14 protein-coding genes are annotated in these 14507 nt (G+C 67.5%); 2 read left to right on the top strand and 12 right to left on the bottom strand.

Going from position 1 to position 14507, the window contains the following annotated elements; genetic code table 11:
• Positions 1-29: 29 nt before the first annotated feature.
• From EV647_RS39970 to EV647_RS39960, 3 genes are read right to left on the bottom strand one after another with little or no spacing between them, the layout of a single operon-like run.
• Positions 30-851, bottom strand: coding sequence for a carbohydrate ABC transporter permease (locus EV647_RS39970; protein ID WP_134012633.1), 822 nt, complete (start codon positions 849-851; stop codon positions 30-32).
• Complete coding sequence (locus EV647_RS39965) at positions 848-1783, bottom strand: carbohydrate ABC transporter permease (protein WP_134012631.1); 936 nt, start codon at positions 1781-1783, stop codon at positions 848-850. The genes EV647_RS39970 and EV647_RS39965 overlap by 4 nt, the downstream gene beginning before the upstream one ends.
• Positions 1780-3108 carry an extracellular solute-binding protein gene (locus EV647_RS39960; protein WP_134012629.1) on the bottom strand — a complete coding sequence of 443 codons (1329 nt, stop codon included), beginning with the start codon at positions 3106-3108 and terminating at the stop codon, positions 1780-1782. The genes EV647_RS39965 and EV647_RS39960 overlap by 4 nt, the downstream gene beginning before the upstream one ends.
• A 503-nt stretch (positions 3109-3611) precedes the next feature.
• Here EV647_RS39960 and EV647_RS39955 point away from each other — a divergent pair.
• Positions 3612-3959 (top strand): hypothetical protein, encoded by a 348-nt coding sequence (locus EV647_RS39955; RefSeq protein ID WP_166680548.1) that lies wholly within the window; start codon positions 3612-3614, stop codon positions 3957-3959.
• Here EV647_RS39955 and EV647_RS39950 read toward each other — a convergent pair.
• The 9 genes from EV647_RS39950 to EV647_RS39910 form a co-directional block, all read right to left on the bottom strand.
• The gene (locus EV647_RS39950) at positions 3956-4822 is read right to left on the bottom strand and encodes a nuclear transport factor 2 family protein (RefSeq protein WP_134012625.1); all 867 of its coding nucleotides are present in this window, start codon (positions 4820-4822) and stop codon (positions 3956-3958) included. The genes EV647_RS39955 and EV647_RS39950 overlap by 4 nt on opposite strands.
• Positions 4823-4834: 12 nt before the next feature.
• A complete protein-coding gene (locus tag EV647_RS39945) occupies positions 4835-6205 on the bottom strand; it encodes an amidase (protein WP_134012623.1) in 1371 nt (456 codons plus the stop codon).
• 21 nt (positions 6206-6226) lie between these two features.
• Positions 6227-6988: an SDR family NAD(P)-dependent oxidoreductase gene (locus EV647_RS39940; protein WP_134012621.1), complete on the bottom strand. Its 762-nt coding sequence runs from the start codon at positions 6986-6988 to the stop codon at positions 6227-6229.
• A 118-nt stretch (positions 6989-7106) separates the two neighbouring features.
• Positions 7107-8570, bottom strand: coding sequence for an aldehyde dehydrogenase family protein (locus tag EV647_RS39935; protein WP_238177630.1), 1464 nt, complete (start codon positions 8568-8570; stop codon positions 7107-7109).
• Entirely contained in the window at positions 8567-9424 is an 858-nt protein-coding gene (locus EV647_RS39930) for an ATP-binding cassette domain-containing protein (protein ID WP_134012619.1), read from the bottom strand. The genes EV647_RS39935 and EV647_RS39930 overlap by 4 nt, the downstream gene beginning before the upstream one ends.
• Positions 9417-10370, bottom strand: coding sequence for an ABC transporter ATP-binding protein (locus EV647_RS39925; RefSeq protein WP_134012617.1), 954 nt, complete (start codon positions 10368-10370; stop codon positions 9417-9419). The genes EV647_RS39930 and EV647_RS39925 overlap by 8 nt, the downstream gene beginning before the upstream one ends.
• Entirely contained in the window at positions 10367-11185 is an 819-nt protein-coding gene (locus EV647_RS39920; protein WP_134012615.1) for an ABC transporter permease, read from the bottom strand. The genes EV647_RS39925 and EV647_RS39920 overlap by 4 nt, the downstream gene beginning before the upstream one ends.
• On the bottom strand, positions 11182-12129 hold the full coding sequence (locus EV647_RS39915; RefSeq protein ID WP_134012613.1) for an ABC transporter permease: 948 nt from the start codon (positions 12127-12129) through the stop codon (positions 11182-11184). The genes EV647_RS39920 and EV647_RS39915 overlap by 4 nt, the downstream gene beginning before the upstream one ends.
• Entirely contained in the window at positions 12126-13637 is a 1512-nt protein-coding gene (locus EV647_RS39910) for an ABC transporter substrate-binding protein (protein WP_134012612.1), read from the bottom strand. The genes EV647_RS39915 and EV647_RS39910 overlap by 4 nt, the downstream gene beginning before the upstream one ends.
• Positions 13638-13745: 108 nt before the next feature.
• On the opposite strand from EV647_RS39910, the gene EV647_RS39905 reads away from it, so the two are divergent.
• The gene (locus EV647_RS39905) at positions 13746-14504 is read left to right on the top strand and encodes a FadR/GntR family transcriptional regulator (protein WP_134012610.1); all 759 of its coding nucleotides are present in this window, start codon (positions 13746-13748) and stop codon (positions 14502-14504) included.
• Positions 14505-14507 lie beyond the last annotated feature (3 nt).

Here is a 14507-nt window from a genome sequence, read left to right as displayed (position 1 = left end):
CTTCTCCACCTCCCTTCGGACCACGCAGCCTACTTGACCGCTCCGCTGCTGATGCCTTGCACAACCTGACGCTGGGCGAAGACGTAGAACACCACCACAGGCAGGACGGAGATCGCGGTGGCGGCCAGCAGAATGTTCTGCACCGGTGTCTCCGCGGACACGAAGTTCATCAGCCCGCGCTGCACCGGCATCAGGGTGTCGTCGTCGAACAGGACCAACGCCAGCAGGTATTCGTTCCACACCGCGAGACCTTGGATCACGGCGACAGCGATCAACCCCGGCCGCGCCAACGGGAGAATCACCCGGGCGAACGTGTTCAGCGCCGAACTGCCGTCGATCGCGGCGGCTTCCTCCAAGTCCTTCGGCAGATTCGCGAAGAACCCGCGCATGATGAGCGCGGAGATCGGAATGCCGGCCGACACCAGAATCAGCACATAGCCGAGCCGGCTGTTGGTCAGTCCCAGCATCACCATCAGTTTGTACTGCGCGATGAACGAGGCCGGCGCCGGGATGATCATCACCGCCAGCAACGCGAACGTCACCGCTGCCTTGCCCCGGAACTCGATCCGTGCCAAGGCGTAGCCCGCCGTACTGGACACGACCAGGATGCCGACGACCGCCGAAACCGTGTAGATCATGCTGTTCGGCAGGTACGTGCCGAGGTCGCCGTCGGTCCACGCCGTAACGTAGTTCGACCACTGTGGCTTCGCCGGCAGCAGATCCTTGCCGCGGTACAACTCACTGCTCGTCTGCAGCGAACCGATCAGCAACCAGACCATCGGGAACAGTGCCCCGACCGCAGCCAGCACCAGCAGCCCGTACAGACCACCACGGCCCGCGAGACCTTTCATTTCCGCCTCCGTGACAGCCAGAGATGCAGCATTGCGAGCAGGACAAGAGCGCCACCGAAGATCACCGACATCGCCGCCGCCGATCCGAAGCGCTGGTTCGTGAACGCCTCCTGATAGATGCGCAGCGTCGGCACCATCGTGTGGTCACCCGGACCACCGTTGGTGAGCACCTGCACAGTGCCGAACACCTGCAACGCTCCGAGCAGCGTCAGCAACGACACGATCGCCGTCACCGGCAGCAGGTCCGGCCACGTGACGTACCGGAACTTCGCCCAGCCGCCCGCGCCGTCCAGGTCGGCCGCCTCGTACAGCTCCACGGGCACGTCCTGAAGGCCGGCCAGGTACAGAATGAAGCCGAATCCCCAGTGATACCAAAGGAAAACCGCCGCCACCGCCGGCAGCGCCGTACCGGGATCCTCGAGCCAGTTGTGCTGGAGTCCGGACAACCCGACGCCGCCGAGCAGCCGGTTCACGATGCCTGCGTTCGGAGCGAGCAGCCAGGAGAACATCATCCCGATGACCACCACGGAGAAGACACCTGGCAGGTAGAACGCGGTCCGGAAGAACGCCTTCCCGCGACGTACCCGGTTCACCGCGATCGCCATCCCCAACGACAACGCGTTGCCGAGGACGAAACCGGCCACGCCGAAGACCAGCACGTTCCGCATCGACGACCAGAAAACGGTGTCGTGCATCACGAACTGGTAGTTGGACAGGCCAACGAAGGACGTGACCGCGCTGACCCCGTCCCATTCCTGGAAGCTCAGCACGACCGCCTGGACGAACGGTACAAGCGTGAAGACCGCCAGCAGCACAGCCGCTGGTAGGAGGAATACGTAGGCCATGAGTTCCCGGCGCCGCGCCAGCGGACTGCGGCGCCGGGAGGTCGGCTGCACCCGCGGGGCGACCCGTTCGAGCGGACGTACCGTCACTTCGCCCTCTTCTGCGCCGTCTCCATGTCGTCGAGCACCTGGTCGACGGTCTTCTCCTTCAGCACCAGGCTCTGCACCCCGCTGATCAGCGCCGTCCGGGCGTCGGGGCTGAACGGTGACGGAACAACCTCGATCGCGTTGGCGAGCGACGCGAAACCGGCGACCTGCGGCGGCAGGTCGGAGGCGGTGACCTTCGGGTTCGCCGGGATCAGCCCGACCATGTCGACGAACACCTTCGCCTGCTCCGGCTCGGTCAGCCACTGCACGAACTTCACCGCGGCATCGACGTTCTTACCCTTCGGGTTGATGCACGCCCCCTTGCCGACACCGCCGTACACCCGCGGTTTCTGCGTGCCGTCGGCCGCCTTCGGGATCCCCATCGAGGTGTACTCCGTGAAGTCCGGCGCGGTGGCCCGCGCGACCCCGATCGCGACCGACGCGTCGAAGATCGCCGGCGTGTCCTGGACGTTGAAGAAGCCCTTCTCCACCGTCGGGTTGTCGTCGTTGCCGCCCGGCAGGGTCTTGTTGACGATGACTCCGGCGTCCCTCAGCTCGGCCAGCAGCTGCAGACCTTTACGCCAGCCGTCCGACTTCCAACTCGTCTTTCCTGCGAGCGTCGCGTCGATCTCGGCGTCGGTCAGCCAGTTGGAGGCATGACTCAACAGGAAACGATCCGCCAGGGACGCAGCCATCAGGAACGCACCGTTGCCGGTCTTGCCGGAGACCTTCTTCAGCTGATCGATCCACGCGTCCGTCGTGGCCGGCGAAACCTTCGGATCGATCCCGGCCGACTCGAACGTCTTGGTGTTCAGCAGGATCCCCATGGTCTGGATCTCCCAGTGCGCGGAGTAGATACCGGCGTCCAAGCCGCTGACCGTCCCGGCCCGCACGGTGGTCAGGTCCAGCGCGATCGGCGAGAAGTTGCCCTTCCACTCACCGGTCAGCTTCGGCTCCAGGTTCATCGCCCAGCCGGCCTTGTAGTACGGGATCATCTCGGGCAGCGTGAGCGTCGAGTAGATGTCCGGCATGTCACCCGACTGCGACTTCGACTGCAACTTCGCCGGAAAGTTCGTCGGTCCGGGACTGTCGATCGTCACCCGTACGCCGGTCTGCTTCTGATAGGTCTCGACCAACTTGTCCAGCGCCTTCGCCTGGCCGCGGGACTGGTTCATGAAGGTCAGCGCCGTCGAGCCGCCGCCGCCTTTCGCCGAATCCTTACCGCAGCCGGTCAGCACCGGCCCGGAGAACGCAGCGCCGGCGGAAGCCGCGGCCAGCCCGAGCAGTCGGCGCCGCGTCAGTCGATTTCCTACGCCTGATCTGGGCATTGTCTTCCCTTCCTCGCCACGTTGTTACCGGTAACATGTTGTTACCGGTAACTATGCCTGTCAACAGCCCGGCCTGACCGGATCCGGACGCCTCCCCAGCAACTTGCCAACCCTCACACCACCGTGGTCGACTACCCGCCGTGCGCACTGATTCCCAGCCCCACAGCGAGCACTAGGTGCTACGCCGCCTCGCGCTCGTCGCCGCACTCGCCCTGACCGCCTGCACAAACCAGCCCAACACCCCGAGCCCCACCCCGACGACAAGCGCGCCGCCGAAGGTCGTCCCGCTGACAGTCGCTGGCGCAACGAACGCAGCCTTGACGTTGGCCGACTTACCGAAGGGCTGAGACGGCGGCGTAGCGGTCGACCCCAGCCCGACGCCCGGCCCACGGGCTCGGTACGACCCGCCCGAGTGCATGGTCTTCCGGCACCCGATGGATCTCCTGGGCAGACCCGCCACCGCAGTCCGAGCTCAGTACTTCACCAGGCGAACGAACCAGTCCGTGACCGAGTGGGTGTGGTCTTGGCCGACGCGATTGGACACGGTTGTTCCGGACATCACCAGTCAATTCGCGAAGTGCTCGAGTTACACGATGGTGGCCACCGACGGCGGGAAGTATCGGTGGGTCGCAAAGCGACTGTCGGTTCCCGGACTGACCGGCGGCATCGCGATTCGCCATGACACCTCGATGGCCGACTACGCCGTCGTCGAGGCGGTCGTCTACGTCGCATTCGTCGTACGACAGGGAACCGTCGTCGGCCTGGAGGCGCAAGGCGAGACGATCACGGACGCAGTCTTCACGCAACTCGTCGGCAAGGCAGCTGCTCGGCTGGATGCTGCCATGGGTTAGTGCTTCGGTAGGCGTTCTACGTGGGGTTTGGGGGTGCCGTCGTAGGGGTTGGGTGGGAGGCCTGTCAGGAGGTCCGGCAGGCCGAAGGTTTGGAAGAGGGACAGGTCGAAGAACGCCACCGCGTGGACCACGGCGGTGGCGGTAAGGGTGAGGACCTGGATCTGGAAGGCTCGGTGGAGGTCGTCTTTCGGGTCTCGCATGTAGACGGCGAAGGCGGGGTGGCCGTTGGCCGTCAGCGGGACGAGGTACTGGTCGCCGGGGCGTTCGGCCGGGCAGTGGGTGCTGATCAGGCGGCCGATGTCGCGGGCGCCGCGGAACCAGGATGTGAACGGCGGCATCTCCCAGATCGCGTCGTCGGTGAAGAGCGTGACGATCGCGGATACGTCGTACTGCTCGAACGCCGCGCGGTACCGGGCCAGGAGGATTTCGTCGGGAGCGACGAGCGAGCCAATGCTGATCGGTGCGGGAGAGGTGTCGCTCAGCAGGTCGGCGAAGCTCGGCCGGCCCTCGAGGTGCAGGACGGTCACGGCGCGCTCGACGGGTGAAAGGCGTTGCAGCGCGGCGATCAGGCCGAGATCGATCGGGTGGTCGTCCATCAGGTCCGCTGGGATCGGTTCCAGCCAGAGAATCTCCGAACGCTCGGAGAGCGCTCCCTGAGGATCATCGCTCGGTGCAGCGAGGTCCGACGGGAGAGGACGGCTGCCGACCTGCTGCAGGCAGGCACGGGTGGCGTCCTCGTATCCCTTGCTGACAGCAGCGATTTCGACGGCGTCGGTGACGGATCCGAGCATCCGGTAGCAGTGCGAGACCAGACCGCGCTGCAGCTCGTCAGCGCGGTACGCCGTACCTCCGGAGCCGTTCATCGGACCAAGTCGTCACCTCATCGGCCAGTCTCGCTGCTCCGAACGCCGGCTGTCGAGGTAGTCGGCCAAGGCGAGTGCGCGCAGGTCCTGGTGGTGCGGTACGGCGAGTTGCACCCCGATCGGCAACCCGGACGTCGACCAGCCGGCGTTGACCGTGGTCGCGGGGTGCTGGGACATGTTGTACGGGACCGTGAACGCGATGTGCTCGAACGGCTTCCCGGGATCGTCCGTCGGGTACGCGAGCTCCGCCGGGAACGCCGTGATCGGCGCGACCGGCGACAGGATCACGTCGTACGTCGTGAACACCCGGCCGACCGCGGCGGCCATGGCGCCCATCTGGCTGTACCCGTCGAAGACGTCCGAAGCGGTGAGATCGGAGGCCGTCGAGACCCACTGGCGGATCTGCGGAAGTACCTTCGCGCGACGCTCCTCGGGCAGCGCGGCGATGTCCGTGGCGGAGCGGATCCGCCAGAAGCGGTCGAGGCCGTCGAGCATGTCGCGGGTGATGATCGGCGTGATCGGTTCGACAATCGCTCCGGCCTTCTCGAGTACGGCGGCCGCGGCCGAGACCGCCGCGGTGACCTCGGGATCGACCGGCAGCCCGACGCCCGCGTCGAGCAGCAACGCAACGCGCAAACCCTCGACCTCGACCTCGAAGACGTCGGATGCCACCGGGAACGACGTGTGGTCGCGCGGGTCGTACCCGGACATCACCTGCAGCGCGAGCGCCGCGTCCGGCGCCGTACGGGTCAGGGGTCCGATCGCGCGCCCGGCGTACGGGTTGCCGACCGCGATCCGACCGTGCGTCGGCTTCAGCCCGACCAGTCCGCACCACCCGGCCGGCAACCGGATCGACCCGCCGATGTCGGTGCCGATGTGGATCGGCCCGTATCCGGCGGCCGCCGCAGCCGCCGCGCCTGCGCTCGAACCACCGGCCGTCTTCGTCAGGTCCCAGGGATTGCGGGTCAATCGGTGAAAGGTCGAGACGCCGGACGACAACATCCCGTACTCGGGCATCGTCGTTTTGCTGAAGATCACCGCCCCGGCCGCCCGCAGCCGCGCCGCGGCCGGCGCATCCTCCGCGGCCGGGACGAGCGCGGTTGCCGCTGTTCCTTGCGGTACGGGCGTTCCCCGCGTCGCGATGTTCTCCTTGACCGTCACCGGTACGCCGTCCAGCGCGCCCGCCGTACCGTCCCGCCAGCGGCGCTCCGACTCGTGCGCCGCATCCCGCGCACCCGCCGGGTCCGGTGCGTAGAGCGCGCAGAGCTGGGGTTCGAGCTCGTCGACGCGGGTCAGCACGTCCTCGATGACCTCGACCGGGGAGACCGAGCCGTCGCGGTACTTCGCCAGGAGTTCGGTTGCCGTCAAGTCAGCGAGATTCATGCAGGCTCCCTCGTTAGCGGATCAGTTCGGTGGGTCGAAGCGGCCGTCGACCGCGGTCCAGCCGCCGTCGACGGCGAGAACGCTCCCCGTGACGAAACTCGAGGCATCGGAGGCGAGGTACACGACCGCCCCGGCGAGCTCGCTCGGTTGGGCCCAGCGGCCGAGCGCGCCTTTCTGCGCGTAGGCGTCGTACCAGCGCTGGTCGGCCTTGATCTGCGCGGTGAGCGGGGTCTCGACGACTCCCGGGGCGATCGCGTTCGCGCGGACGCCGGACGGGCCGAGCTCGGCGGCCGCGGTGCGCAGCAGTTGGACGAGGCCGGCTTTCGTTGCCGCGTACACCGATTGCCCCGGCTCGACTGTGGTCCCTCGGATCGAGCTGAACCCGATGATGCTGCCGCTCCCCCGCTCCGCCATGCCGCGTCCGAACGCACGCAGCAGCTGGAACGACGCGCGCAGGTTGAGCGACACGACGCGATCGAACTCCTCGCCCGTGTAGTCGAGGATCCGCTTCCGCACGTTGGTAGCCGCGGTGAACACGAGCACATCCACAGGATCCAGCTCAACCACAGCCCGCTCAATCGCCACGTCGTCGAGCACGTCCAGCTCGTACGCCGCCAGCTCGCCGGCGGCTGTCTCGCGCGCAGCGGCGAGGTCCCGATCGGCACACGTGACCCGCGCGCCGTGTGCCGCCAACGCCAGCGCACTCTCGCGGCCGATCCCACTCCCCGCGCCGATCACCAGCGCATGCTTGCCGTCGAGCCGGAACAACTTCGTGTAGTCCATCACCATCACCTCCCGTGCCTTGCGAACTTTGAGAAGCCACCAACCGTTTTCGGCGGCCAGGAATGGACGGTGGCTTCACAAAGTTGGCCTCGGGTGGGCGGTGTGGGGCGGTGGGTGGTCATGGGCGAGGGCGGATGATGGCCATCCGGGTTGTGGTGAGTTCCTCGATCGCGAAGCGTGGGCCTTCACGTCCGGTGCCGGAGTCCTTCACGCCGCCGTACGGCATCACGTCGGACCGGAACCCAGGCACCTCGTTGATCACCACGCCCCCGACGTCGAGCCGATCGATCGCCGCGAACGCCGTGTCGAGCGAGGCCGTGAAGACGCTCGCATGCAGCCCGTACCGCGTCTCGTTGACCGCGCGGAGGGCGCTCTCGATGTCCGGAACGGACCGCACCGCGATCACCGGCCCGAAGATCTCCTCGTCCCACGCCGGCAGCCCGTCCGGTACGTCGGTGAGCACGATCGGCCCGAGTACGTCGCCAGGGGCCTCGTACGCGATCGATGCGCCGGCATCGACCGCATCGCCCACCCATTGCCGAACGCGATCGGTCGACGCCGGGTTGATCAGGGCGGACACCCGGGTCGCCGGATCACGCGGATCGCCGACGACCACGCCAGGCATGCGCGCGCCGAGCTTCTCCAGCAACGCTTCCCGCACCGACTCGACGGCGATCACGCGCTGCACGGAGATACAGGCCTGCCCGGACGCGTAGTACCCGCCGCGCACGATCGCGTCGGCGGCCGCGTCCAGGTCGGCATCCGCGGCGACGACCAGCGCGGAGTTGGACCCCAGTTCGAGAAGCACCTTCGTCGGCGCCGCGTCCCGCGCAATGCGATGCCCGACAGCCGCGGATCCGGTGAAGGAGACGGCGCCGATCCGATCGTCGGTGGTGAGCGTGGCGCCCACGTCCGGTCCGCCCGTGATCAGCTGGAGAGTGCTCTCTGGCGCTCCCGCGTCGGCGAGTGCAGACCGCATCAAGTGCGTGAGCCAGAGCGTTGCGAGCGGCGTCTGCGGCGCGGGCTTCACGATGATCGGGCACCCAGCCGCGAACGCCGGCGCGATCTTGTGCGCCGCGAGCAGCAGCGGGTAGTTGAACCCGGTGATCCCGATGACCACGCCGATCGGCTTGCGCACCCAGAACCCCTGCAGCCCTTCGCCGCTCGGCAACAGGTCGAGCGGCACTGTCTCGCCGTGCAGCCGGGCAACCTCCTCGGCCGACGTCTCCAGGGTGAGCAGGGTCCGATCGATCTCGACCCGGCAGTCGACCAGCGGCTTGCCGGTCTCGAGCACGAGCAGCTCGACGAACGCGTCCCGCTCGGCGAGTACGGCGGAATGCACGCTCTGCAAGACGTTTCGGCGCACGTACGACGGCAGCCGGCCAACCGTTTCTCGCACGGAGAGCGCGTTCTCGAGCGCCGCCCGGGCGAGCTCGACGTCCCCGACCGGTGCATCCGCCACGGTCGAGCCGTCGTACGGGAAGATCACCGGCGCCGTGGCCGGTGACTCGACCCAGGTCTCACCGATCGGCAGGCCGGCCGGCATCGTGATCGTCCCGCCGCCGTCGAGCTGGATCTTCACGCTGATTCCCCCTTCGCGAGTAGGTCGGCAGTGGTCGCACCGGAAAGCGCCCTCTGAAGCGTCGGGATGGCCGAGACCAGGCGCTGCGTGTACGGATGCTGCGGGGCGGCGTACACGTCACCGGTGTAGCCCGTCTCGACGATCTGGCCGGCGTTCATCACGGCCACCCGGTCGCAGACGTGCTTGACCACGGACAGGTCGTGCGAGACGAACACGAGCGTGAGGTTGAGTTCGTCGACCAGGTCGGAGATCAGGTTGAGTACCTGGGCGCGGACGGAGACGTCGAGAGCGCTCACCGGCTCGTCCGCGATCAGGATCCGCGGGCGCGGGGCGAGAGCACGGGCGATGGAGATGCGCTGTCGCTGACCGCCGGAGAACTGGTGCGGGTACCGGTCGCCGGCATCCGCGGAGAGGCCGACGGCTTCCAGCAACTCGCGAACGCGCTGTCCCGACGCCGGATGTCCTTGCACGACGAGCGGTTCGGCGATGATGTCGCGGACCCGCATCCGTGGGTCGAGCGAGCTCATCGGGTCCTGGAACACGAGCTGGAGGTTCTCGCGGAGCGAGCGCAGCCGGCGTTCCGGGAGACGGGTGATGTCGGTGTCCTCGACGATCACGTGCCCGGACGTTGCCCGGTCGAGCGCGGCGATCAGGCGCAGCAGTGTCGATTTGCCGCAGCCAGATTCGCCGACGATGCCGAAACGCTCGCCCTGCTTGACTTCCAGGCTCACACCGCGAAGAGCGCGCACGACGGGCGACGGCTGCAGCAACGACGTTCGCGGGCGCGGATAGTCGCGCACGAGATCGACAACCCGGATGGCGGTCGGAGCTTCAGGATCGTGGATATCAGGCATCAGCCACCCCCGCCGGGTGGTGGCATGCGAACCCTTCGGTCTCGGACCCGGTCCACGCCGGTGTCTCTTCGCAGAGAGCGGTTGCGTGCGCGCACCGTGTCCGGAAGACGCAGCCGGACGGGAAACGCCCGGCGGGCGGCACGTTGCCGGGGATCGTGGTCAGTCGACGCGAAGTGGACTCGAGATCGGACGCTGCGAGCAGTCCCTCGGTGTAGCGGTGCCGGGGGCGCGTGAACACCTCGTTGACCGGACCTGCCTCCACCACGCGTCCGCCGTACATGACGAGGACCCGTTCGCAGACGGTGGCGACGACGGCGAGGTCGTGGGTGATGAAGAGCAGCGCGGAGGAGCGGTCCACGACGCCGCGGACGATCAGGTCGAGTACGAGGGCCTGGACCGTGACGTCGAGTGCGGTGGTCGGCTCGTCGCAGATCAGCAGCGCCGGATCGTTGGCCAGGGCAAGCGCCAGGACGACTCGTTGCCGTTGGCCACCGGAGAGTTGATGCGGGTATGCGCGGAGCGTCCCGGTCGGCAGTTGGACAAGCTCGAGCAGATCGGCGGCGGCCGTGCGGGCCGCGGCTTTGGTCCTGGAACGGTGAATGAGCATCGACTCGGTGATCTGGTCACCGATCCGCATAGTCGGGTTCAGCGCGGTCATCGGTTCCTGGAAGACCATCGCGATATCACGGCCGCGAACGCGGGACATCCGCCGTTCGTCCGCGCCGACCAGTTCGTGGTCGACACCATCGAGCCGCACCGATCCGCCGGCCCGGACGTCCTCGGGCAACAACCCGAGAATGCTCAGTGCGGTCAGTGACTTGCCTGATCCCGATTCGCCGATCAGTCCGACCCGCTCTCCCGCCCCGACCGTCAGATCGACGTCGGACACGAGAGCCGTATCCCGCACGGTCACGGACAACCCGCGCACGGTGAGAACGTCGTTCATCGGCGATCCTCCAGTTTCGGATCGAAGCGGTCCCGGAGGCCGTCGCCGAGCAGGTTGAATCCGAGGACGGCGATCGCGATCGCGATCCCGGGGAAGATCGCCAGCCGCGGCGCGCTGAACAGGAACTCCTGGCTCTCCTGGAGCATCCGGCCCCAGGACGGTGTCGGCGGCGGCGTTCCGTACCCGAGGAACGACAACGCCGCCTCGGCCAGCACTGCGATCGCGAAGGACACCGAGGCCTGAACCGTGATCAGGCTGGTCACGTTCGGCAGCACGTGCCGCAGGGCGATCGGAAACGGTTGCCGGCCGGCCGCGCGCGCCGCGAGCACGTACTCCGTCCGCATCACCTGCAAGGCCCCACTCCGGATCACCCGTGCGAAACTCGGCACCGAAGCGATGCCGATGGCAACCATCGCGGTCAGCGTGCTGGCGCCGAACACGGCGCCGAACATGATCGCCAGCAGCAATGCCGGGAACGCGAGCAACAGGTCGTTGGCCCGCATGATCACCTCGCTCGGCCACCGCCGTACCATCGCCGCCAGAATTCCCAGCGGTACGCCGATGACCGCGGCGACACCGACCGCGACGACACCCACGAACAGCGTCGTCCGCGAGCCGACCATGATCTGGCTGAGTATGTCCCGGCCGAACTTGTCGGTCCCGAACCAGTGCGACCACGACGGTTCCAGCAACCGCGAGGCGGGAGTCACCAGCGTCGCGTCGTACGGCGTCCAGACGAACGACACCAGCGCCATCAGTACGATCACCGCGACGATCACGCCGCCGGCGATCAGACTCGGGTTCAGCCGCTTCATGACGCCGTCCTGAGTCGAGGATCGAGCGCGACGTACAGCAGGTCGACGACGAAGTTGACCAGCAGTACGGCGATGACCAGGACCATCACCACGTCCTGGACGAGGAGCAGGTCGCGGTTCGACACACCATCGAGCAGCAGGCTCCCGAGGCCCGGGATCACGAACACCCGCTCGACGACCACTGCGCCGATCAACAGCGTGGCCAATTGCAGGCCGAGCACAGTCACGACCGGTACGGCGGCATTGCGTAAACCGTGTCGCCACAGCGCTTGGAACGGTCGCAAGCCCTTCGCCCGCGCGGTTCGGAGATAGTCCTCGCGCAGCACCTCCAGCACCGCGCTGCGGACGTAGCGGGTGAGCACGGCGCCCTGGACCAGCCCGAGCGACAGGGCCGGCAGGATCAGTTGCTTCAGGAACATCGCCGGATCCTGCGCCGGTGGCGTCCAGCCGTTGGCCGGCAACCAGCCGAGCCGCACCGCGAACACCACGATCAGCAGAATCCCGGCCAGGAACGCCGGGACCGCGACGCCCCCCTGAGAGAACGCGGAGAGCGCCAACCCGGAGATCTTGCGGTGCCGCGCCGCCATCACGGTCCCGGCCGGGGCGGCGACCACCAGGGCGATGATCATGCCCGCGACGACCAGCCACAGAGTGACCTGCAGCCGGTCGAACACCTGCGGACCGATCGCCGCCTTCGACACGTAAGACGTACCGAGGTCACCGCGCAGCAGTCCGCCCAGCCAGTCGAAGTACTGCGTCGGCAGCGAGCGGTCGAGGCCGAACTGCCGACGCAGTTCGGCCACTGCCTCGTCGGAAGCGTTCACCCCGAGCGCGACCCGGGCGGGATCGCCCGGCAGCACCGCCATGAACGCGAAGACCAGGACCGAGCTCACCACAAGACTGACCAAGAACACGCCGGTGCGCTCGATCAGGCGGAGAATCATCGGGCGAGCTTGGAGAGATCGAAGTTCTCGGTGATCGCGTTCGTCGGCAGCCCCTTGACGCTCTTGTCGGCGACCATCAGGTTCGGCAGCAGGAACAGCCAGTCCCCCGCAGCCTGCTCGGACAGCCGGCGCGCCGCCTTCTTCAGGTTGTCGACCTGCGCGGCCTCGTCACCGGAGTCCGCCGCGGCCAGGTAGCCCTGCAGCGTCGGGTCGTCGTAGCGGGTGTAGTACTTCGGGTTGAAGACCGCACCCAGGTCGCGCGGCTCGACGTGCGCGATGATCGACATGTCGTAGTCGGCGTTCTTGAACACCGTCGTCAGCCACGCCGCCGGGAACTCGAGCTGGTCGATCGCCACCTTCAGGCCGGCCTGCTCCAACTGGCTCTTCACCACCTGGCCACAGGACGTTGCGTACGGCAACGTCGGGAGCCGGAGCCGCAGCGTCTTTCCCGCCGCGCCGGAGGCCTGCAGCAACGACTTCGCCTTCGCCAGGTCGTACGGCGCGACTCCGGTGAGGTCCTCGTACCACGGGTCGGTCGGCGGGACCATGCTGCCGATCAGCTTGCCGCGGCCGGCCCAGCAGGTGTCCAGCAACGCCTTGTGGTCGATCGCCATCCGGATCCCCTGCCGGGTCCGGACATCCTTGAACAGCGGCAGCGAGTTGTTGAAGGACAGCAGCACCTCGCCGTTCGTCGTACCCTCGATCACCTGGTACTTGTCGTTGCTGGTGAACTGGCTGAGGGCCTCGGGCGCCTGCACCGTGCCGACCACGTTGATGGTGCCGGTGAGCAGCGCGTTGTTCAGCGCGGTCGCGTCCTTGAAGTACTTCAGCGTGATCTGCTGGAAGAACGGCTTGCTGCCCCAGTAGTTGTCGTTGCGGACCATGACGATCGAGTCGCCGCGGTTCCACTTCGAGAACTTGAACGGGCCGGAGCCGACCGGTGCGGTCGCGAGCGCGCTGACACCGCTCTCCGAGAACATCGCGCCGATCCGGGTGGTCATCCGGAACAGCCAGTCGTTGCTCGGCTTCGTCAGCGTCACCTGCAACTGGGTCGGCGACAGCGCCTTGGCCTGGGAGACCACGTCCATCGCGGCCTTCAGCGACGTCGTCCACGCGGTCTTCACCCGGTTGATGCTGAACACCGCGTCGTTCGCGGTGAACTGCTTGTCGTTGGTGAACTTCGCGTTGTCGACCAGGTCGAACGTGTACGTCTTGCGGTCCGGCGACACCGTCCACGACTTCGCCAGCGACGGCACGATCTTGCCGGAGTCGTCCTGCTTGACCAGCGTCTCGTAGACGTTGCCGAGCAACGCCTGCGGGATCGCGGCGCCGTCGGTGGTGGTGAAGTCCAGGCTGGCCGGCTCCGCGACCAGACCGATCGACAGCTTCTGGTCAGCCCCCGGTGAGCTGCCGGACGACGTACCGGATCCGGCCGAGCAGGCCGTCACGGCCAGCAGCGCGGCGGACGCGAGGAATGCGACCGCTCGAGTGGAAAACGACGGCTTCACGTCTACTCCTCCGGTGCGCCGACTGGTCTGACCAGTGGACTAGGTCTCAATGGGCCACTAGGTTTGTCCCCTGCTCAGGTGCCTGTCAAGCGAATGGGGGTGTGCCGGATGACAAAGCGTCCGCAGTTCGAGCCGGTACAACCCGTGCGCGCCTACCAGCGGATCGTCGAGCAGGTCGAGGACGCACTCGCCCGCGGTGACCTGGCACCGGGCCAGCGGCTGCCGAGCGAACGTGAACTGGTCGCACAGTTCGCGGTCAGCCGGTCGACGGTCCGCGAGGCGCTGCGGGTGCTGGAGAGCAACGGCGTGGTCCGCTCCCGGCCCGGCGACCCGAACGGCCCGGAGATCCTGCCGTACTCCTCGTCCGCGCTGCGCAAGCAGGTGACGAGGCTGGCGCGTGTCGACGAGCTGACCCTGAGCGAGCTGATCGGGTTCCGGATGATCATGGACGGCGCCGCGATCCAGGTCGCGTCCCGGCTGCGGACCCCGGAGGAGCTGGACGACCTGGAGGCGACCCTGGTCGCGATGCGGGACGCGATCGACGTCGACTTCGCCGCGTTCAGCGAGGCCGATCTCGCGTTCCACGAGCTGATCGCGCGGATCAGCCGGAACTCGCTGATCCAGACCTGCAACGAGGTCGTCCGCGGCGTCGTACTCGGACTGATCGCCGACAAGATCGCCCACGCCCCGAACAGCCGCGCCCTGATGCTCGAGTCGCTGCACCACCACGCCGAGGTCGTCGACGCGATCCGCGCCGGCAACGGCCACGCCGCCGCCCGGATCGCCCGCCAGAACATGTTCGACTACTACGCCGGGTATGTGCCCGACTCCGAGCAGGAAACCTTGCGTGCGCTCATAGATGACTGACTG

Origin of the sequence: Kribbella sp. VKM Ac-2566, assembly GCF_004366005.1 — a bacterium.
GTDB lineage: Bacteria > Actinomycetota > Actinomycetes > Propionibacteriales > Kribbellaceae > Kribbella > Kribbella pratensis.
Note: the sequence above shows the minus strand (reverse complement) of the source record. Positions and strands in the feature narration are given on the sequence as shown.

Excerpts from the sequence above, each read along its gene's own strand:
- EV647_RS39950 (WP_134012625.1), bottom strand. The coding sequence starts at position 4,822 with ATGAACGGCTCCGGAGGTACGGCGTACCGCGCTGACGAGCTGCAGCGC.
- EV647_RS39970 (WP_134012633.1), bottom strand. The coding sequence starts at position 851 with ATGAAAGGTCTCGCGGGCCGTGGTGGTCTGTACGGGCTGCTGGTGCTG.
- EV647_RS39905 (WP_134012610.1), top strand. The coding sequence starts at position 13,746 with ATGACAAAGCGTCCGCAGTTCGAGCCGGTACAACCCGTGCGCGCCTAC.
- EV647_RS39945 (WP_134012623.1), bottom strand. The coding sequence starts at position 6,205 with ATGAATCTCGCTGACTTGACGGCAACCGAACTCCTGGCGAAGTACCGC.
- EV647_RS39915 (WP_134012613.1), bottom strand. The coding sequence starts at position 12,129 with ATGATTCTCCGCCTGATCGAGCGCACCGGCGTGTTCTTGGTCAGTCTT.
- EV647_RS39925 (WP_134012617.1), bottom strand. The coding sequence starts at position 10,370 with ATGAACGACGTTCTCACCGTGCGCGGGTTGTCCGTGACCGTGCGGGAT.
- EV647_RS39940 (WP_134012621.1), bottom strand. The coding sequence starts at position 6,988 with ATGGACTACACGAAGTTGTTCCGGCTCGACGGCAAGCATGCGCTGGTG.
- EV647_RS39960 (WP_134012629.1), bottom strand. The coding sequence starts at position 3,108 with ATGCCCAGATCAGGCGTAGGAAATCGACTGACGCGGCGCCGACTGCTC.
- EV647_RS39930 (WP_134012619.1), bottom strand. The coding sequence starts at position 9,424 with ATGCCTGATATCCACGATCCTGAAGCTCCGACCGCCATCCGGGTTGTC.
- EV647_RS39920 (WP_134012615.1), bottom strand. The coding sequence starts at position 11,185 with ATGAAGCGGCTGAACCCGAGTCTGATCGCCGGCGGCGTGATCGTCGCG.